This window comes from Klebsiella sp. CN_Kp104 (assembly GCF_040064515.1).
GTDB classification, from domain to species: Bacteria; Pseudomonadota; Gammaproteobacteria; order Enterobacterales; family Enterobacteriaceae; genus Klebsiella; species Klebsiella aerogenes.
In genome coordinates, this window is sequence record NZ_JBEAII010000038.1 from 1 (window position 1) to 18,528 (window position 18,528).

Consider the following 18,528-nt stretch of genomic DNA (forward strand, 5'->3'; position numbering starts at 1 on the left):
CGGCGGAGGGCTGGTCGTAGCACCGCCGTGTCGTCATCCAAGGGGTAAATAAACTTCGCCAAAACTTTTTGCAAAGAGCTGCAAAAACTTTTGGCTCCGCCCCTTTCCTTCCTCCGTACGTCGTTGCTCCTTTGCTTTTTGCCGCCAGGGAACTCACCGAATGATGGTCCACAACCAGATAAGAGGAATAACAGGATGAACACACAGAACGTCAACGTCAAAACCACCACCAGAGAATCTTCCGAACGATGGGTTAAAACCCTGCTGGAGAGGCTGGAGGCTATGCAGAAAAAAGCCAGAGGAGTGCTGTTTGATTTTCAGCGCAAGCCGGATAAAGCAGTATTATATACGGCAACCTGCCGGCTGAATGCAGAACTGATCCGTATGATCACGGGCGTTCCTGCTGTCGATATTATTCAGCAGTGTGTCGATGAGCTGAATGATTTTCTGTCGGTGATGATGCAATTATCCGGGCATGACGCGGTTAATAAGTCTGCCGTCGAACCGGAAAGACCGGACGTTCGCCAGCGAATTACACATGCCGGAAAGCGTCTTCGTTTTATTCCGTCATTTTTCTTTACGCCATGCGCCGATAATATGGCGGCTGACTGGTTACGCCAGCATTCTGATTATGATGGAGGTTACTGGGATTACTGGATTATTCCACAGGGGACAGGCGGGAATGTGGCACCGAACAGCATCAGATTCACGACAACTGATACCGGGTATATCGCACCAGAAGGTGAGCAATGTTACAACATGATTATTCCTGGTAATTATTTTGAGGCTGAAGTCAGTGCAGATGCGGCAGGTATTATTGCCACGCTGATGATACTGAACAGATTAGCCTGGCAGACGTCAGAAATGGGGAAGCAATATGAAAGTATCTGTCAGCGTCTTATTGCCAGACAGGATGCACTGAAAGATTATGTCAGCATTATTAAACATCCGGAGGCGCATCTTATCTGGCGGGCGATTGACTGAAAAAGGCTGCGCCACTCCGTTGGCGCATTTATTTTACATAACTGATATTTCTGCCTGAGACACTATTGTTTAGCGCAGCAAATAATCATGAGCGGGAGAGGTAAACTCGTTCAGGTTTTTTATCGTGAGTGGTTTACTCAGCACAATTTTGCCGGGAGGGTAACGATATAAACTGCCGAACTAAATATTCCCCCCCCCTGTCTTCCACATTTTTGATATCCATTTCAATTGCGGAGGATTTCCTCCCTGAATTGAAATCGCTTTTGCCAGAGGATCTGTTGTCTGGTTTTTCAGTGAATACGTTCATGATGCTCTGCCGATTTTCTACGGTCCTGATAATATTGACAGACACTTGAAGGAGACGACAGTGAAGCCATACACTCATTCAGATAGTTCAGGAACGCAGATGTCTCGTTTTTGTATCTACTGTGCCGCGGGTAAAAATTTGTATTGTGTTTTAAAATAAAAACTACAGCAGTGCTAATAAATTATTTCATAGCTGTTTGCTGCCCTTGCTTTTGCTGACTCCTGCTCGCTTTTATTGCTGAGTAGTAATGGTGGATCCTTTTTGCATACTCATAGCGCCTGGTTGCCTGACGAGGTGTCTTTCTGAACCCGGCATTGTAAGCCCCCACTGCTACCCATGAAACACCCCACTTATTGAACGCCTGCGCAAGATAATAAGCTCCGGTATAGATATTCATACATGCATCTGTAAGAAGGTGATCGGGTTTAATTCCATACCGCGACAGTTCGTTGAAATGTTGTGAATCAATTTGCATAAGACCAGACCCATAACCTGAGACAGGATTGCGGCCGATCGCGTCAATTTTAAAATGAGACTCCTGCCAGGAAATTGCGCGTAGTAAATCAGGATCAATTCTGTAATCCCTTCCAGCCATGTCAAAACAGTCTGAAGCAGAAGTAATACCTGAAAATAATAAAAGTGTGATCGCCAGCGCTATTCCCTTCATGGTTTCCCTCCGAGGCCAATTACCGGAAATACGTTAACCCATCCCAGGCCCATACTCAACTAATATGCACTCCTCACCACAAAAATCACCACACCCCACGCAAAATTAAAATTTTGCAGATTGCTCTTTAATTTCAGTTTGTTATGGTTAGTTATATTATGCAGTGTTATATATTGTTATATATATGCAAGTCGTCAAAGACTTTTCGACAAGTTTTGCATGAGTCATATAAAACCCGCCTACAACTCGTATTTTAAAAATCAGTGAGTTAACCAGACTTAAGTCGGGACTTAAGTTATATGGTGAGTCGCATGGAAAATTGCGTGTACTCCAGACTTAATTTTAGAGTTGTTTTAATTTGATGTTCACGATATTGTTGTGGCGAATATTGTTCTTGTCACTATATTATGAAAGGAGTTTATATGGCTAGGGTTCAGGCATATCCCAGTGATGAGGTAGTCGATCAAATCAATGCCATTGTTGAAAAGCGAAGAGCTGAGGGGGCGAAGGAAAAAGATATTAGTTTTTCCAGTGTGGCCACAATGCTCCTTGAACTTGGTCTCAGGGTTTATGAAGCCCAGATGGAACGGAAGGAGTCCGGATTTAACCAGACGGAGTTCAATAAAGTATTGCTTGAGAATGTCATGAAGACTCAGTTTACTATTTCGAAAGTACTGGCGATTGATTCTCTCAGCCCACATGTAAATGGCGATGAGCGTTTTGATTTCAAGTCAATGGTTATGAATATTCGAGACGATGCCAGAGAAGTCGTGGAAAGATTTTTCCCTTCACAGGATGAAGAGGAATGAGATTTTTCCAGTCTAGGCGGAAATTAATAAAGTTTAGTGTTTGTACCTGTATTAAGTTAATAAAAAAGAATAATGATCTGGGTGCAGGAAGTGACACGGAGAGTCCGGAGTTATAGAATGGAATTAGTGTAGTAATTAAAATTTGTTGAAGCGTTAGCGCCCGGGGCTGGTACCCCCAGACGCCAACTATCCATAGTGTCCTTTAGCTGAGGAGGCACCTATGTGTGCGAAGGATCGTAGTAAAAATACGGTTGCCAGTCAAACTGATTCCATTCATTCTTTAGGTGAAATGCTTAATATTTCATCGTCTTTGGCTTTTATTCGTAATTCCCGAGGTGAGTTAATTCACACCAGTCCACTTTTTAACAAAGTTTTCTTAACATGTACGGATGTTGACTCATGGTTTTCCTCCCTACCACTTGAAACTGGCATGGAGTTGGTACAGTCAGAGATTAATGTTTTATCAGAACGTTCTGCTTGCATTGTTAGAGATGTTCGCATCAATAGCTTCGTATGGGATGTTTTTATAGAAAGCTTATTAGTTAATAATGAGTTCTACAGCAAATGGGTCTTTGTCAGAGAAACCCATGATGTTGGGTTTATTTCTAATCCATATGCGAACATGGGCCATAAAATTGAAAAATATATATACACTTTGTCTTCCAAGAAGGATGATAAATGGAAAATACTAAATTTGTATGCCATAGGTTTAACACACTCAAAAATTTCTGCTATCACAGGCGTTTCCGAGAAAACATCAAGAAACGTTGTGAGTGATTTTAATAAAAAGTTTGCTTTTGATAGCAGGGATAACCTTATACTTTCGTTGTTTTATTCTGTGAGTTATCACCGGTTGGCAATAAATGTCATGGAAATATTAAAGATCTGTGTTAGTGATTTGTTAAAGCGATAGGGACATTTCCGGTAAGGGGATGTAAAAATAATTTACTCACATCCCCTGCATTATTTGTTTACTTTATGAACTTGCAATGTAAGGATTAATTATGCCATGTTAACGTGTTTATAGGAGGCAGGGGTGTCAAGATTGGTTAGAAATAATTCAAAACCAGCGCCAGGGCTTAATGTTCTTCTTCGCCTGGATGAAGATACAAATCGTCTTTTGATTAAAGCAAAAGACAGGAGCCTGAGAAGTAAGACGTCGGAAGCGTACATGCGCCTTAAAGACCATTTGGAAAGATTTCCAGACTTTTATAATTCTGAAAACGTGGAGGGCAAACAAGCACAATAAAGAAAATTAATAGACCGTTCTAAACAAGTTACGTCATATATCTAAAACCATTCAATTCATTGGGTGTAAACATGAATACTGTAGTAATTATGCAGGGTAGCCCTGTAACGGTAGAAAAGAATAAGACTGTGCTTCATCGAATCTTTACTAAAAAGAATGTGTTGAAAGTGGCAAAAGCCGTTCTCCCCGTTGCTGTTCTTGCGGCAACTTTCCCTGAAGTGGCGATGGCCACCACCACCGGTACCGATCTGATGAAGTCAGGCGACGGTACGGTTAAAGCCACCTTTGGTAAAGGGTCAAGTGTCGTCAAGTGGGTGATCCTGGCGGAAGTTATCGTTGGCGGCATCATGTACATGATGACCAAAAACGTTAAGTTCCTGGCCGGCTTCGCCATTCTGTCGGTTTTTGTCACCGTCGGAATGTCTGTCGCTGGTTACTAAGAGGGCGTGAATGATGACCGGGGACGAACTCAAAAAGTACCGTTTCCCGGAAACATTGACGAACCAGTCCCGTTGGTTCGGTCTGTATCTCGATGAACTAATCCCGGCCGTAATCTGTCTCGGCTGGGGTTTCTGGACCAGTAAGTTTTTGTTCGGTCTGGTAGCGGCAATTCTGGTTTTCCTGGGCATCAAAAAACTGAAAAAAGGGCGGGGCAGTGCCTGGTTACGCGATTTGATTTACTGGTATCTGCCTACGTCCCTTCTTAAAGGGATTTTCCATGATGTCCCGGACTCCTGTTTCCGGCAGTGGATTAAATAATAGTACGGAGTAACTAACATGGAACACGGCGCACGTCTCAGTACCACCCGTGTCATTGGTCTGGGGTTTATCTGTCTCGGTACCGTCACAGTACTGAGCCTGGCCACCAATGTTATTCAGGGCATCAATAACTACCGCCTGCAAAATGAGCAAAAGGTTGCGGTGACGCCCATGTTATATAACGCCCCTTTCGCGGTATCACAGAACCAGTCTGATGCATCCTATCTGGAACAGATGGGCCTTAGTTTTGTTTCATTGCGCCTGAATGTCACCCCCGAAACCGTGGATGCTCAACACGAACAACTGCTGAAGTATGTGTATCCGGCATCGCAGAACAACCTGAAAATCCAGCTTGCTGAGGATGCAAAACGGATTAAGGACAATAACGTTAATTCCACTTTTTACTGGACGTTTGTCCGTGCCTACCCGGTAGAAAACCGTGTTGAAATTCGAGGGGAACTGAAGACCTGGATCGGGGATTCCAGGCCTTATTCAGAAATTAAACATTATGTTATTCAGTTTAACCGTTTAGATGGGATCAGCTGGCTGACACGTTTTGGAGAGGTGACTGATGAAAATCGTTAAACCCCTGTGTGTATCCGCCTGCCTGAGCCTTTGTCTGATGACACCGGCAATGTCTGCCACGGTAAGCGGAACGCTTGCACCCACAGTGGTACCACTGACAAATGGTGGTCAGGCAAACATCGCTGTCAGCAACACGGATCCTAATCTGTTTATGGTTCCGGGCGATCGCATCACCGCCATTAACAGTCTGGATGGAGGTCTGACGAACCAGGAGCAAACAGACAGTGGCGGAGCCATCCTGGCAACCGTCAGTAAAAAACCATTCACTTTCATTGTTGAGACAGAACGCGGACTGAATTTCTCAATTCGTGCCGTTCCGCGCGCGGGGGCAGGCCGGACCATTCAGCTGGTCTCCGAGCTGGCCGGTACTCCCGGCCCGGCGAAGTCCTGGGAAGAGTCTTCACCGTATGAAAGCCTCCTGGTATCACTAAATCGTGCCGTTCGTCAGGGTGGAATGCCTGAAGGGTACCAGCCCGTTCCTGTCACGTCGGAAACCTTAACCGTTCCGGCAGGGCTGAGTGCAAAGGCAGAAAAAGTATGGACAGGGCATCACCTGAAAGTGGTTCGTTATGCCGTGGATAACGTGTCGCTTTCTCCACGTATGGTCAAAGAAAGTGATTTCTGGCAGCCAGGTACGCGCGCCATCATGATCAGCGGGACAGCGGGTCCCCTGTTGAGTGGCGGACGCCTGCAGGTCTGGGTCACCACAGCAGAGGGAGATCGCTGATGGCCAACATTAATAAGCTGGTCAAGAACAAACAGTTTATGTGGCTGGGTGTCATCGCCGTATCTGCTGTCGCCGTTATCGGTGGCGGTATGTATCTCTCTGATCTCGAGGTTGGTTCCGATGATGCTGCCCAGACGCAGAACGAACCTGCGCCGGACATGACGGGGGTAGTGGACAGTCGTTTCGATACCAAAGTTCAGCAACATGCGACAACTGAAATGCAGGCAACAGCAGCTGATCTGACAAAGCGTTTTGATGCACTTCAGAACGAAGTGAACCTGTTGAATAAAGGTCGCGGTGAAGATCAGAAGCGTATTGAGCAACTCACTACGGAAAACCAGGCAATGCAGGACCAGTTAAACAAGCTGGGTGTGAAGCCGACCACGACCAGTGGTGAGCCTGTTCCGAAACCACCGATCCCTGCACCGGGACCGGAGGGTGAGCCGCAACCGGCGAATTTCCCGCCGCAACCTGCAGGTGCTGTCCCACCACCCACGTCATTCTATCCGGGTAACGGGACTACGCCGGCGCCACAGGTCAGTTATCAACCTGTACCGGCCCCTAACCAGATCCAACGACGTACATTCAGTTATGACAAAGGTAAGAAGGCAAAAACACTGCCGTACATTCCTTCAGGTAGTTTTGCGAAAAGCATTCTGATTGAAGGGGCGGATGCGAATGCCTCTGTCACCGGTAATGAATCTACGGTTCCGATGCAGGTTCGTCTGGTCGGCCGTGTGGAAATGCCTAACAGCAAAACTTATGACCTGACTGGCTGTTTTGTTGGCCTCGAAGCTTATGGTGACGTTTCAAGTGAGCGCGCGATTGTCCGTACCCGAAATATCAGCTGCATCAAAGGTGATAAGACTATCGATCAGCCAATTTCAGGCCACGTGTCCTTTATGGGGAAAAACGGTGTGAAAGGCGAAGTCGTGATGCGTAACGGAAAAATCCTCGGCTGGGCGTGGGGAGCTGGTTTTGTTGATGGTATTGGTCAGGGGCTGGAACGTGCTGCACAACCATCTGTTGGAATTGGTGCGACGGCATCAGTGGGTGCCGGTGATGTGCTCAAAATGGGCGTTGGCGGAGGGGCATCCAAAGCTGCGCAGACGCTAAGTGAGTATTACATCAAACGTGCAGAACAGTATCACCCTGTCATTCCAATTGGTGCCGGTAACGAGGTGACCGTTGTGTTCCAGGATGGCTTCCAGTTGAAAACGATTGAAGAACTGGATGCAGAGAAAAACGGTAAGCAGCAGGAACAAAATCAGGAACAGCAGCCGCAACAACCTCAGCAGGCAGGTGCATCCCTGAACGGCTTCAGTACTGACCAGATGCTGAAACAACTCGGGAAATTAGATCCCCACCAGTTTTCACCTGGTGCCATGTCAGAGGGGAACAACAATGGCTAGGCAGAAAATGGAGAAAAGTAATCCGCTCCCGGATACGTCTGGTCATACCGTTCCTGTTGGAGGAACGGGGCCGGCAAAACAACCATTATGTCGAAAATGGTATTTGCCTTGTCAGATACAAACCAACTGGAGAAAGTTTATGGTGCCATGAGTCCGGAAGAGAGAGACAGATTTACTCAGAAAATTAAAGCTAACACCCTATTCAGGATGAACCTGAAAAAGAGCTAATAACTGGCGGAGAATATTATGAAGGGATTAATTCTGTTAATTCCTCTGGGCAGCGCATTGCTTTTAACCGGGTGCGCAGGTACGGAGACTGATTTTCAATGTAACGCAACAACATCGGATACCTGTATGACGATGGAGCAGGCCAATGAAAAAGCTAAGGCGAAAGAGGAACGCAGTGAGGCAAAGCCGGTTGCGGCCGGGTTGCCTCGACTGGCTGACGGTAATTTCAGAACAACGTCAGTAAATTCATACCCGTTGCCGCCACAACCTGATTTAGTACAGGCGAAAGCCCCCGCGGCTGTAACAGTAAATAAAAGTACCCCGTCATTATTAAATGACAGGGGGACGGTAAATAAGCCCGGGTATATACAACCCGTTACACCCCAGGTTATGCGTCCGGTGACAGTATCAACATTTACATCGCCTCCAACTGTACCGGGCCAGTATCCGAGGCCATTAAGAAAAGGTGAGCAGACAACATCATTATGGATCGCTCCCTATGTGGATTCCGATGATGTTTATCATCAACCAACGACAGTGTTATTTGTGGTGACCCCATCAGCCTGGGGACAACCCCGTCTTAATTAATTACCAGCGCCATGACTGGCGCTGCTGGAATGTAACTGCTGGATTAAAACGAGTGCCCTCTGCGTTGAAAGGGATGGGCGGTAGCGTGTTTGTGATGTCAGGGATTTCAGTTAATGGTGTTAAATGTTGACTTTATAAAGTATCTGTATTTACTGATGAAAGAAGATTCATCATATATCATTCCGAGCATTGCTCTTTTTGGGGTGCTTCCAGCACTGTTGTTGCCGGGTGTATCGCAGATTAAAAACAGAATGAAGCGCTTCCTGTCGTTAATGATTATTATGATAATTTCAGTTGGGACGCTTGCATTACTCGAACCAGAAAGCAAGTACAAAGCAATATTAATCAATAAGCAAAATACTGAATATACATTACAACACTGCAAAGTATCGGCATTTAACGCGCAGCCAGAAACACCATTTGCCAGTGCAAAAGATGCCTGGCGTTGCCCTGATGGCATTACCCGCTATCTGGGGGTTAAGTACCGGGATAAGGGCATTCAAAGCTTTTCTGATAAAAAGGAGTAAGGGGATGCATGCTTACATAAACGGTATGGATGTGTGGTGGGCTATCGTCATTGGTCTGGTGCTATTATTTGCAGGGATTATTGGGCTGTTCCTGGCGTGTATTCTTCCCGAGCATTATCAATTCAGGGGAAACCTTTTTCTGGCTGGAGCGTTCACTGCGTTGGCTGGCTTTGCAATCTCTTTTGTTATGGTGAGGTTAACTTATAGTACCAGCGAGATAGATGCTGGCCGGCACTGGAAAACAGAGTGCACACTTATTGAGGAAAATGTAGGAGGAAGTTTTTTGAATGACCCCATGAATATATTAATCTGTAAAGGGGTTGTTGTTAATGTTCCGATGCATAAATATGATAATTACATTTTCCAGTGGGAGCGGAAAGAGGAGGTGAATAAATGATTGTAAGATTTTTACTTACTGGGATGCTAATGTTGTCGTTTTGTTTTGGATTGTCAGTCCTGATTTACCAAGGAAATGAAAATAACTACGCTACTCAGGAACAACTACAGAATATTGTTCGTGAAACACCTTGTGCAAAGAGAGGATTGCGTGAGGCACTTATATTTCAGGAGGGTGGGGCATCTGAACCTTTAACTCTCGGAGCTGCAAAGAAAATCGCATCAGCTTGTAAAGAAGATTCAGAAAATATTAATCAATTAAAAGCGTATCAATTAAAAGCGTTGAATGATATGTAGTGACGAAAGGATAAAAATACATTTTTTAAAAAATACGGATTTATAACCTCCTGCTACTTTATTATTCGTTTGTATTTCTATGTTCCGTTTTCTTTATTTTGTTATCGGGAGTAAAAGCGTTGTGCATATTGGAAAAACCTTCCTTCTGATAAATATGAAAATCAATCAATATCCCTCAAAAAGGAGTTAACCTGTGAGTCTGAACCCTATTGAGTCGGTAGCCAAAGCAGTTAATACATTACTCACAGCGCTGAAGCTACCTGATGAATCTGCAAAAGCAAATGATGTTCTGGCCAGTATGGATTTCCCTCAATTCAGTCGCGTTCTGCCATATAAGGATTACGACAGTGAAACAGGACTGTTTATTAACCAGAAGACAGTCGGTTTTATTCTGGAAGCCAGGCCTCTACCGGGCGCCAATGAGCATATTGTAGGTTCGCTTGAGAACCTGCTGAGAACGAAATTACCGCGTAATGTTCCGGTCACCATTAATCTGGTTTCCAGCAAGCTGGTTGGCGATGATATCGAATATGGCCTCCGTGAGTTCAGCTGGAGTGGTCCTCAGGCAGAAAAGTTTAACGCCATTACGCGAGCCTATTATGTGCGTGCAGCAGAGAAGCATTTTGCGCTGCCACCTGGAATGGATTTACCGCTGACGCTCAGAAACTACCGTGTATTTATCTCCTGCAGCGTGCCGCGTAAGAAAAATTCGAATGCGCAGATCATCGAGCTCCAGAACCAGGTCAAGATAATCCGGGCCTCACTGCTGGGCGCGCAAATACCGACAAAAGCACTGGATGAGAAGGGCCTTGTCGAAATGGTCAGTGAACTGATTAATCCAAATCCAGGTGAGATGTACCGGAGGCCCAAAAAGCTGGACCCTTACCAGGAGCTTAATTACCAGTGTGTGGATGACAGCTTTGATATGGAAGTGATGGCGAATCATCTCAACATTGGCTTGCTGGACAAAAATGGGGTGGAACGTCATACCCGGGTGCTTAACTATCATCTTGCACGCGACCCGGAAATTGCGTTTTTGTGGACCAGTGCAGACAACTACGCCAATCTGCTGAACCCGGAATTGTCTGTTTCCTGTCCCTTTGTCATTACGCTTACCCTGATGGTGGAAGACCAGGTTAAATCACAGAACGAAGCGAACCTGAAGTTTCTCGACCTGGAGAAAAAGAGCAAAACATCATACGCGAAGTATTTCCCCTCGGTTGAGAAAGAAGTTAAGGAGTGGGGGGATATTCGCCAGCGACTGTCTTCCAATTCCTCTTCACTGGTGTCCTATTTTTTCAACGTTACGGCCTATACCGAAGACGATCCAGAAGCGGCACTGGCCACTGAACAGGAAATACTGAACAGTTTCCGTAAGGGGGGCTTTGAACTCATCGCCGCTCGTTATCAGCAGATGCGTAATTTCCTGTCGATTCTGCCTTTTAAGGCGGGAGAGGGGATATTCAAGGAACTGCAGGCGGCGGGGGTAGTTCGCCGTGCTGAAAGCTTTAATGTGGCGAACCTGATGCCGGTGGTGGCCGACAGCCCACTGGCACCTTCCGGCCTGCTGGCGCCGACATACCGTAACCAACTGGCCTTTATCGATCTCTTCTATACCGGCATGAATAACACCAACTTTAACATGGCGGTATGCGGGACTTCCGGTGCGGGGAAAACGGGCCTGATACAGCCGCTTATCCGTAGCGTCATTGATGCCGGTGGTTATTCCTGGGTATTCGATATGGGGGATGGTTACAAATCACTGTGCGAAAACATGGGGGGTGTGTATCTCGATGGCGATACGCTGAAATTTAACCCGTTTGCGAACGTGCTCGATGACAATAACTTCGATGCATCTGCAGAGCGTATCCGTGACCAGCTTTCCGTCATGGCCAGTCCCAACGGGAATCTTGATGAAGTCCATGAAGGCCTGCTGCTTCAGGCGGTCAAAGCGGCCTGGCTGACCAAGCATAACAAAGCCCGAATTGACGATGTGGTGGATTTCCTGCAGGAAGCCAAAGACAGCGAAACCTATGCAGACTCACCGACGATCCGCAGCCGTCTGGACGAAATGATTATTCTGCTCGACCAGTACACGGTGAACGGGATTTACGGCAGCTACTTCAACTCTGATGAACCGTCACTCAATGATGACGCCCGTATGGTTGTGCTGGAGCTGGGGGGGCTGGAGTCACGGCCATCTCTGCTGGTTGCTGTGATGTTCTCGCTGATTATTTATATCGAGAACCGCATGTACCAGACACCCCGTAACCTGAAAAAACTGAACGTCATTGATGAAGGCTGGCGCCTGCTGGACTTCAAAAATGAGAAGGTCGGTACCTTTATCGAGAAGGGCTACCGTACCGCACGCCGTCACCTGGGTTCGTATATCACTATCACACAGAACATCGTCGATTTTGACTCAGATACGGCTTCCAGTGCCGCACGTGCTGCCTGGGGGAACTCCTCATACAAAATCATCCTTAAACAGTCAGCAAAAGAGTTTGCCAAGTACAACCAGCTTTACCCCGACCAGTTCACGCAGCTGCAGCGCGACATGATTAACCGTTTTGGTTCGGCTAAAGACCAGTGGTTCTCCTCCTTCATGCTGTCGGTGGAGGCGCATTCATCGTGGCACCGGTTGTTTGTCGATCCACTCAGCCGCGCCATGTATTCATCCAGTGGTGCTGACTTTGAGTACATCACACAACGAAAACGCGCCGGGGTGAGTATTCACGATGCCGTGTACGAACTGGCCTGCCGTAACTTCCCGGATGAAATGGCAGACCTGGAGGCCCGGGTGGCCATGAATAATACAAGGAGTGCTGCCTGATGGAAAAAAATACCAGAAAACCTTTGTTTACCCGACGTGCCCTTATCACTGGTGGGCTGGCGATTGCCATTCTTGCCGCCAATGCCGTGGTGACCCGGGTCATGATAACGCACAGCACACCTCGTGTTGTCGCGTTTGATATGAAGAAAACGCTCGATAACTTCATGGACAGTGTCAGCCGTAAGCAACTGACGGAAAGCCAGTCTAAGGCACTATCGGACCGTTTTAACGGTGCGCTGGAAAAAAGTCTGGATGACTGGCAACAGAAAAACCATGTGCTGATTCTTGTTTCTCCTGCTGTGGTTAATGGGGCGCCGGACGTCACGCTCAGTATTCAGCGTGATATTGCGAAGCGGATGCAGGGAGGCAGGGAATGAAAATGATCCGCGGGGCGCTCTTTGCTGTATGTCTGGTCTCCCCGCTTACCCGGGCAGCTGATCTGGGTACATGGGGCGACCTGTGGCCCATACAGGAGCAGGATATGTTATCGCTGATAACCCAGCGCCTTGAAGCGCTGGAGAAGTCCGGGCGGTGGGGGCAGGAGATGGAGGCCTTTAAGGAGCGGGTGAAGACCAACAGCCAGCGCCCGGCCCCCGTCGAGGGGATAAAGAAAGCGGATAAATATGAGCAGCGCTGGTTTGATCCCAGCATCAAATTAACTGAAGACCTGAAGGATCAGAACGGCGTGCTGTTCGCCCGGAAGGGCCAGGTGCTTAATCCGCTTAAAACCGTTCCTTTTATGCAGACGCTTTACTTCATTGACGGTGATGATCCGGACCAGGTGGCCTGGATGAAACGCCAGGTACCTGAGACGTTAATCAGCAAGATTATCCTCGTTAAAGGCAGCATCCCCGAAACATCGGCGGCGCTCGACAGCCGGATTTATTTCGACCAGAACGGCGTGTTGAGCCAGCGCTTTGGGCTGACGTCAGTACCCGCGCGGATCACCCCGGCCCCCTCGGGAGAGCGGCTGAACATCGAATACTTTCCACCCACGCGATAAGGATGTTTCTGTGAAACGTATTTTGCTTTTCATAGCGGCCAGCCTGCTCTGGAGCCACAGTATGAATGCCGCTGCAGACCCGTCGTGTGAAGGACGATTTGTAAACCCCATTACCGATGTCTGCTGGCGTTGCATTTTCCCCTTATCGCTGGGGAGTGTGCAGGTGGGGAAAGGAGATCAGCCTGACACGCCTAATCCCGGCAGCCCGATACAGTATTGCCCGGTCCCACCCCCAATCTTTGTACGCATTGGTCTGGCTATCGGGTACTGGGAACCGATGGCCATGACCGACGTCAGCCGATCACCTGGCTGCATGGTTAATCTGGGGGGCTTCAGTATCAATCTCGGTAAAACAGGGATGGGGACGGCCAAAAAGGACGACAAACAGGTCAACGGGGCGTTCTATCACGTGCACTGGTACAAATACCCTCTGACGTACTGGCTGAACATCATTACGTCAGCAGGTTGCCTGGAAGGCGGAGATATGGACATCGCCTATCTCTCGGAGATTGACCCGACCTGGGTGGACAGCAGTCTGACCACGATCCTGAATCCGGAAGCCGTACTGTTTGCCAACCCGATCGCTCAGGGGGCCTGTGCTGCCGATGCCATTGCAAGTGCTTTCCACTTACCACTTGACCCGTTGTTCTGGTGTGCCGGCTCGCAGGGCTCTATGTATCCCTTCAGTGGATGGGCCAGTAACGAATCCAGCCCGCTGCAATCCTCGGTTCTGCTCAGTGAGCGTATGGCCTACAAGCTTCACCGACAGGGCCAGATTATGGAAACGGTCGGCGCCGATACCGCAGTCTGTTACGAATATCCGTCGCCGATTATCCCTAAAGAGCGCTGGCGCTATCAGATGGTGAATATGTATCCGGACAGCGGGCAGTGCCATCCCCTCGGGCGCAGTGTGATGCGCTGGGAGGCCGGTCGCAACCCGCCTAATACCCGGAAGAATTTTGGTTACCTCATGTGGCGCAAACGTAACTGTGTTTTCCTCTGAAAGGAGTCTTCTGTGACACGACTAAATATTTTTATCCTCACGCTTTTACTCACCGGTACCGCTGTGGCAGCTGGCAGTCCGGGGAGTCCGACAACGGCTGACCGGGAGTGGCTGAAGCACCAGGAAGACTTCAGTGAGCAGTTACGCCAGCACCCGGACAAGCAGCTGCAGCAGGAACTGGAAGCACAGATTAACCGTAACCCCCTGGCGAAAGCCGATCGTCAGTACATCGATAATCTGGCCAGCCAGCAAAGGGCGTCAGCACAGGGAAAGCCTTCTGAAGGTGCGCTGTATTTCGTGTCGTTTTCTATACCGGAGGAAGGTCTGAAACGCATGCTGCATGAAACCCGCCAGTATGGTATTCCGGCCACGTTGCGCGGAATGGTCAATAACGACATGAAGGCAACCACCGATGCGGTGATGCGGCTGGTTAAGGATGGTGTGACAGACGGCGTCCAGATCGACCCGACGCTTTACTCACAATACAACATTCGCAGCGTGCCCGCCCTCGTGGTGCGCTGCCAGGCAGGGTTTGATGTGGTTCGGGGCAATATCCGGCTGAAACAGGCGCTGGAAAAGGTGGCGGAGAAAGGGGACTGTGCGGATATCGCCCGTCATATGCTGGGAGGTAACCAATGAGAACACTTCCGGCCATTCTCTTTGTTCATGCCCTGGTTCTGGGGACATTTATCTGGTTTGCAGGACCAGCCTGCGCGGACAGTAACACGGATTACAGGGCAGGTTCTGACTTTGCAAAACAGGTACAGGGGGGCGGTCTTGATGCCCTGAAAAACTTCAATGGCGAGCAGAATCTGCCGGGGTATACGAAAAATCCCGAGCAAAAGAAATACTACGGTGGCGTGACAGCCGGCGGCGACAGCTCACTGAAAAATGACTCTGCTTCCCAGTGGGCCGGGAGTGAAGTCGGACAAAGTATTACCGAGTCATTTACCAACCGGCCTCCGGACAGCATCTCTCCGGACGCCCCGTTTATCCAGAACGCCAAAGATATTGAATCAAGATCCGACACTATCATCGGCAATACCGGACAGGAGTGTAAGGCGGAAATCGTTAACCGGAGTGAATTTAAAAACTACACCTGTGAACGTGACCTGCAGGTTGAGCAGTACTGTACACGAACCGCCACGATAACCGGACACTATGAGGAAACCACGGTTATCAAAACGTATACCGTGCCTAATAACCAGTTCAGCTACAGCTATGACGGTAACAAAAGTGTGATGCTGACATTCCGCGCTCCGGCCACGGGAACGGTGCTGAGTGCATCAGCAGCGCTGCATTTTAATGACCGGAATATGTTCTACCGGATGACCTGGTGGGGCGTGAATCAAAATTCCTCTGCAGGTAAAGATAACAGCTGGTCACTTCCCGGGGCGCCCGGAACGTTTCTGACCGAAGGGGGGCCCTCCCCACAGGGGATCATCCTTAACCAGAACTGCCTCAGCGGTAAGCAGAGTCGTTGCCGGGAATATGCCCGCAAGACACAAAACTGGTTACAGGGCGGTTCAGAGGCCTGGATGAGTGTCACGCTGACCATGCGTGTGACGGAAAAAAAATGGGTTCCGGACGTGAAATGGGTCGAGTTCTGTCCGTTCAGTAAAGATGAAGGCAAGCAGACCACGACGGAATGCATTGAGCCGGGAGGAAACCGGACGGTTAACCAGGACGGGAATGTTTACCAGGTCTACCAGGCCTGCTGGAAATACCGTGATACGTATATTACCCAACCTTCTGATTACGGTTCATGCCAGACACTGATGGACAACCATAATTGTACGCTGGCATCCCGGCAATGCGCCTTCACTTCTGATGACGGAACCTGTCTTCATGAATATGCCACGTACTCCTGCGAAACCAGAACCACCGGTAAACAGATGATTTGTGGCGGGGACGTGTTCTGTCTCGATGGTGAATGCGATAAAGCGGTCAGCGGCAAAAACAATGATTTTGGTCAGGCAGTGGCGGAGCTCGCCGCCCTGGCTGCGGCGGGGAAGGACGTTGCCGCACTGAACGGGGTGGATGTCAGGGCGTTCACCGGGAAAGCGAAGTACTGTAAAAAATTTGCTGCAGGCTTCAGTAACTGCTGCAAAGACAGCGGCTGGGGCCAGGATGTGGGGCTGGCGCGCTGCAGCAGTGACGAAAAAGCCCTCGCTAAAGCCAAAAAAGATAAGCTGACCGTCAGTGTGGGAGAATTCTGCTCTAAAAAGGTGCTGGGTGTTTGCCTGGAGAAAAAAAGAAGCTACTGCCAGTTCGACTCAAAACTGGCGCAGATTGTTCAACAACAGGGCCGGAATGGTCAGCTACATATCAGTTTTGGTGGCGCCAGCAGTCCGAATTGCCGCGGTATCACGGTTGATGAACTCCAGCGTATTAATTTCGATTCACTCGATTTCACTAATTTCATGGAAGACCTGATGAAGAACCAAAAAATTCCGGATAACGATGCGCTCACCAATAAAACCAAAGAGCGTATAAAAGAAATTATGAGTCAGCAATACTCGAAATAATCAGGGGGTAAAAATGAAAGTGATATTCTCTTCAGGCTGTGTTACGGATTTCCTGATTAGATTATGCCTCACTGTTATTATCTCATCACCGGTAATTATCTGGTCATGGGATACGGTAAAACAAACCACGGGCAGTGATATTATCGCTGCCGTGTTTTTCATCACTATCCTCGGTGGGCTCTGGCTTCTTCTGTACGGCGTTTTATCTTTACTGATAGACCTGCTGAAACCCGCTGGCGAAAACAGAACAAAAAGAAAAGAGAGGGGGGAATGAAAGAGGAAAACCCTAAATGGCCGGTAATCGCGATCGTGGCTGTGTTTATCTTATTTATGACGGGTATGATGTGTTACGGACTCATCAGGGATAAGCGAGAGGTACTTTTCCATATTACGAATCAGTTTTATGGTGTTAATTGTGAAAAAAGTTCAGGTATCGCCTGGGTAATAAAAAATGACTATCGTCAGGATTTAACGTTTCATGATTATGCGGTGTTCTGCAATGACACTGGTTTTTCAGGGAAGCAAATTAAAACAGGCCACGAAATTCAGATAAATAAAGACGTTATCTATAACGCTCTGTCCGGTAATAAACATCAGAAATAAAGATGAAGGTGTCCCATGAAAATGAAACGGCTCGTACTGCTGCCCGTTGTGCTGGGTTGCGCCGTTATGTCTGCCTGGGGGAAGGATGCGGGATGGCAGTGGTATAACGAACCACTGAAAACAACCGACCCGGATCCGCAGCCGACCCCGCAGCCACCCCAGCAAATGGATATTCTGCAGAAGCAGGCAGCTCTGCAGCAGGCAACGAAAAAAGCATTAGCCGAAGCCATTATGTATCCATCGGTACCCGCTTTTGTGAAATATTTCCGCCTCCAGAATTACTGGACGCAGCAGGCAGGATTATTTTCGATGAGCGCCAAGAAAGCGTTTCTTGAACATCCGGAGCTCGATTACAACCTGCAGTTCAGCCACTACAACGGCACGGTTAAAAACCAGCTCGCGGCCGATTACGCGGAACAGCGTAAAGCCATCTCGGCCATTGCTCAGCATTTCGGTGTGATGTTCTTTTACCGCGGCCGGGAGCCAATTGACGGGCAACTGGTTCAGGTGCTGAGTAACTTCCGTGAGACCTACGGGTTGAGTGTTATCTCCGTCTCTGTTGATGGCGTGGTTAACCCGTTACTACCGGACTCACGCGTGGACCAGGGACAGGCAGAGCGGCTCGGCGTGAAGTATTTTCCGGCCATGATGCTGGTTGACCCGAAAAGCGGACAGGTTAAACCGCTCAGTTACGGCTTCATCAGCCAGGACGATCTGGCGAAGCAGTTTCTCTATGTTTCCAACGACTTTAAACCCAATTTTTAAGGAGCGCGTGATGCGTAAATTTCGCATGCCAGATCTGGATATCACGGGAACATGGGTGGTGGCCGTCGGCGTATTTTTCCATCTCATTGCCCGTCTGGTGCGTAAACAACCGGAGATGGCTGTTGAGATGGGAGAAGGCCTGGGTATAGCCATGATGATTTTCGGTGGTTACCGCATCATTAATGCCCTGATTGCGCAGGCTGAGAAAGAGGAAAAGGACCGTGAAAATCATCCTGAACATTAATCACCGCGCGCGGC

The 18,528-nt window shown here is 48.4% G+C and carries 24 protein-coding genes; 23 read left to right on the top strand and 1 reads right to left on the bottom strand.

Going from position 1 to position 18,528, the window contains the following annotated elements; translation table 11 throughout:
- Positions 1-459: 459 nt before the first annotated feature.
- Positions 460-984 (top strand): antirestriction protein, encoded by a 525-nt coding sequence (locus ABLU80_RS19575; protein ID WP_253909534.1) that lies wholly within the window; start codon positions 460-462, stop codon positions 982-984.
- Between the two features lie 488 nt (positions 985-1,472).
- On the opposite strand, the gene ABLU80_RS19580 is transcribed toward ABLU80_RS19575, so the two are convergent.
- Positions 1,473-1,958 (bottom strand): transglycosylase SLT domain-containing protein, encoded by a 486-nt coding sequence (locus ABLU80_RS19580; protein ID WP_171825512.1) that lies wholly within the window; start codon positions 1,956-1,958, stop codon positions 1,473-1,475.
- Positions 1,959-2,380: 422 nt separating this feature from the next.
- On the opposite strand from ABLU80_RS19580, the gene traM reads away from it, so the two are divergent.
- The 22 genes from traM (at position 2,381) to traQ (ending at position 18,514) form a co-directional block, all read left to right on the top strand.
- Complete coding sequence (traM, locus tag ABLU80_RS19585) at positions 2,381-2,767, top strand: conjugal transfer relaxosome DNA-binding protein TraM (protein ID WP_228303425.1); 387 nt, start codon at positions 2,381-2,383, stop codon at positions 2,765-2,767.
- Positions 2,768-2,987: 220 nt separating this feature from the next.
- Complete coding sequence (locus tag ABLU80_RS19590) at positions 2,988-3,680, top strand: helix-turn-helix domain-containing protein (protein WP_348850348.1); 693 nt, start codon at positions 2,988-2,990, stop codon at positions 3,678-3,680.
- Positions 3,681-3,812: 132 nt separating this feature from the next.
- Entirely contained in the window at positions 3,813-4,016 is a 204-nt protein-coding gene (locus ABLU80_RS19595; RefSeq protein ID WP_171825533.1) for a TraY domain-containing protein, read from the top strand.
- 71 nt (positions 4,017-4,087) lie between these two features.
- Positions 4,088-4,456, top strand: a complete 369-nt coding sequence (gene traA, locus ABLU80_RS19600; RefSeq protein WP_348850349.1) for a type IV conjugative transfer system pilin TraA — start codon at positions 4,088-4,090, stop codon at positions 4,454-4,456.
- A gap of 13 nt (positions 4,457-4,469) precedes the next feature.
- The gene (traL, locus tag ABLU80_RS19605; RefSeq protein WP_024191986.1) at positions 4,470-4,775 is read left to right on the top strand and encodes a type IV conjugative transfer system protein TraL; all 306 of its coding nucleotides are present in this window, start codon (positions 4,470-4,472) and stop codon (positions 4,773-4,775) included.
- Positions 4,776-4,793: 18 nt separating this feature from the next.
- Positions 4,794-5,360, top strand: coding sequence for a type IV conjugative transfer system protein TraE (gene traE, locus ABLU80_RS19610; RefSeq protein WP_348850351.1), 567 nt, complete (start codon positions 4,794-4,796; stop codon positions 5,358-5,360).
- Positions 5,347-6,087, top strand: coding sequence for a type-F conjugative transfer system secretin TraK (traK, locus tag ABLU80_RS19615; RefSeq protein ID WP_001568101.1), 741 nt, complete (start codon positions 5,347-5,349; stop codon positions 6,085-6,087). Before traE ends, traK begins: the two co-directional genes overlap by 14 nt.
- Complete coding sequence (traB, locus tag ABLU80_RS19620) at positions 6,087-7,499, top strand: F-type conjugal transfer pilus assembly protein TraB (RefSeq protein ID WP_348850352.1); 1,413 nt, start codon at positions 6,087-6,089, stop codon at positions 7,497-7,499. The genes traK and traB overlap by 1 nt, the downstream gene beginning before the upstream one ends.
- A gap of 246 nt (positions 7,500-7,745) precedes the next feature.
- A complete protein-coding gene (gene traV / locus ABLU80_RS19625) occupies positions 7,746-8,315 on the top strand; it encodes a type IV conjugative transfer system lipoprotein TraV (protein WP_348850354.1) in 570 nt (189 codons plus the stop codon).
- A gap of 155 nt (positions 8,316-8,470) precedes the next feature.
- Positions 8,471-8,842 carry a hypothetical protein gene (locus ABLU80_RS19630; protein ID WP_348850355.1) on the top strand — a complete coding sequence of 124 codons (372 nt, stop codon included), beginning with the start codon at positions 8,471-8,473 and terminating at the stop codon, positions 8,840-8,842.
- 4 nt (positions 8,843-8,846) lie between these two features.
- Complete coding sequence (locus ABLU80_RS19635; RefSeq protein WP_348850356.1) at positions 8,847-9,239, top strand: hypothetical protein; 393 nt, start codon at positions 8,847-8,849, stop codon at positions 9,237-9,239.
- Positions 9,236-9,535, top strand: a complete 300-nt coding sequence (locus ABLU80_RS19640) for a hypothetical protein (protein ID WP_348850358.1) — start codon at positions 9,236-9,238, stop codon at positions 9,533-9,535. The genes ABLU80_RS19635 and ABLU80_RS19640 overlap by 4 nt, the downstream gene beginning before the upstream one ends.
- A 193-nt stretch (positions 9,536-9,728) precedes the next feature.
- The gene (traC, locus tag ABLU80_RS19645; RefSeq protein ID WP_348850359.1) at positions 9,729-12,368 is read left to right on the top strand and encodes a type IV secretion system protein TraC; all 2,640 of its coding nucleotides are present in this window, start codon (positions 9,729-9,731) and stop codon (positions 12,366-12,368) included.
- On the top strand, positions 12,368-12,745 hold the full coding sequence (gene trbI, locus ABLU80_RS19650; protein WP_348850360.1) for a type-F conjugative transfer system protein TrbI: 378 nt from the start codon (positions 12,368-12,370) through the stop codon (positions 12,743-12,745). Before traC ends, trbI begins: the two co-directional genes overlap by 1 nt.
- Positions 12,742-13,371 carry a type-F conjugative transfer system protein TraW gene (traW, locus tag ABLU80_RS19655; RefSeq protein WP_348850361.1) on the top strand — a complete coding sequence of 210 codons (630 nt, stop codon included), beginning with the start codon at positions 12,742-12,744 and terminating at the stop codon, positions 13,369-13,371. The genes trbI and traW overlap by 4 nt, the downstream gene beginning before the upstream one ends.
- Positions 13,372-13,390: 19 nt before the next feature.
- Positions 13,391-14,374, top strand: a complete 984-nt coding sequence (traU, locus tag ABLU80_RS19660) for a conjugal transfer pilus assembly protein TraU (protein WP_348850400.1) — start codon at positions 13,391-13,393, stop codon at positions 14,372-14,374.
- A gap of 12 nt (positions 14,375-14,386) precedes the next feature.
- The gene (gene trbC, locus ABLU80_RS19665; protein WP_058675681.1) at positions 14,387-15,013 is read left to right on the top strand and encodes a type-F conjugative transfer system pilin assembly protein TrbC; all 627 of its coding nucleotides are present in this window, start codon (positions 14,387-14,389) and stop codon (positions 15,011-15,013) included.
- The gene (traN, locus tag ABLU80_RS19670; protein WP_348850362.1) at positions 15,010-16,902 is read left to right on the top strand and encodes a type-F conjugative transfer system mating-pair stabilization protein TraN; all 1,893 of its coding nucleotides are present in this window, start codon (positions 15,010-15,012) and stop codon (positions 16,900-16,902) included. Before trbC ends, traN begins: the two co-directional genes overlap by 4 nt.
- Before the next feature lie 13 nt (positions 16,903-16,915).
- Positions 16,916-17,176: a conjugal transfer protein TrbE gene (gene trbE, locus ABLU80_RS19675; RefSeq protein WP_058675679.1), complete on the top strand. Its 261-nt coding sequence runs from the start codon at positions 16,916-16,918 to the stop codon at positions 17,174-17,176.
- The gene (locus ABLU80_RS19680) at positions 17,173-17,505 is read left to right on the top strand and encodes a hypothetical protein (protein ID WP_058675678.1); all 333 of its coding nucleotides are present in this window, start codon (positions 17,173-17,175) and stop codon (positions 17,503-17,505) included. Before trbE ends, ABLU80_RS19680 begins: the two co-directional genes overlap by 4 nt.
- 15 nt (positions 17,506-17,520) lie before the next feature.
- Complete coding sequence (gene traF, locus ABLU80_RS19685; protein WP_279925703.1) at positions 17,521-18,270, top strand: type-F conjugative transfer system pilin assembly protein TraF; 750 nt, start codon at positions 17,521-17,523, stop codon at positions 18,268-18,270.
- Between the two features lie 10 nt (positions 18,271-18,280).
- Positions 18,281-18,514 (top strand): type-F conjugative transfer system pilin chaperone TraQ, encoded by a 234-nt coding sequence (gene traQ / locus ABLU80_RS19690; RefSeq protein WP_001568081.1) that lies wholly within the window; start codon positions 18,281-18,283, stop codon positions 18,512-18,514.
- Positions 18,515-18,528 lie beyond the last annotated feature (14 nt).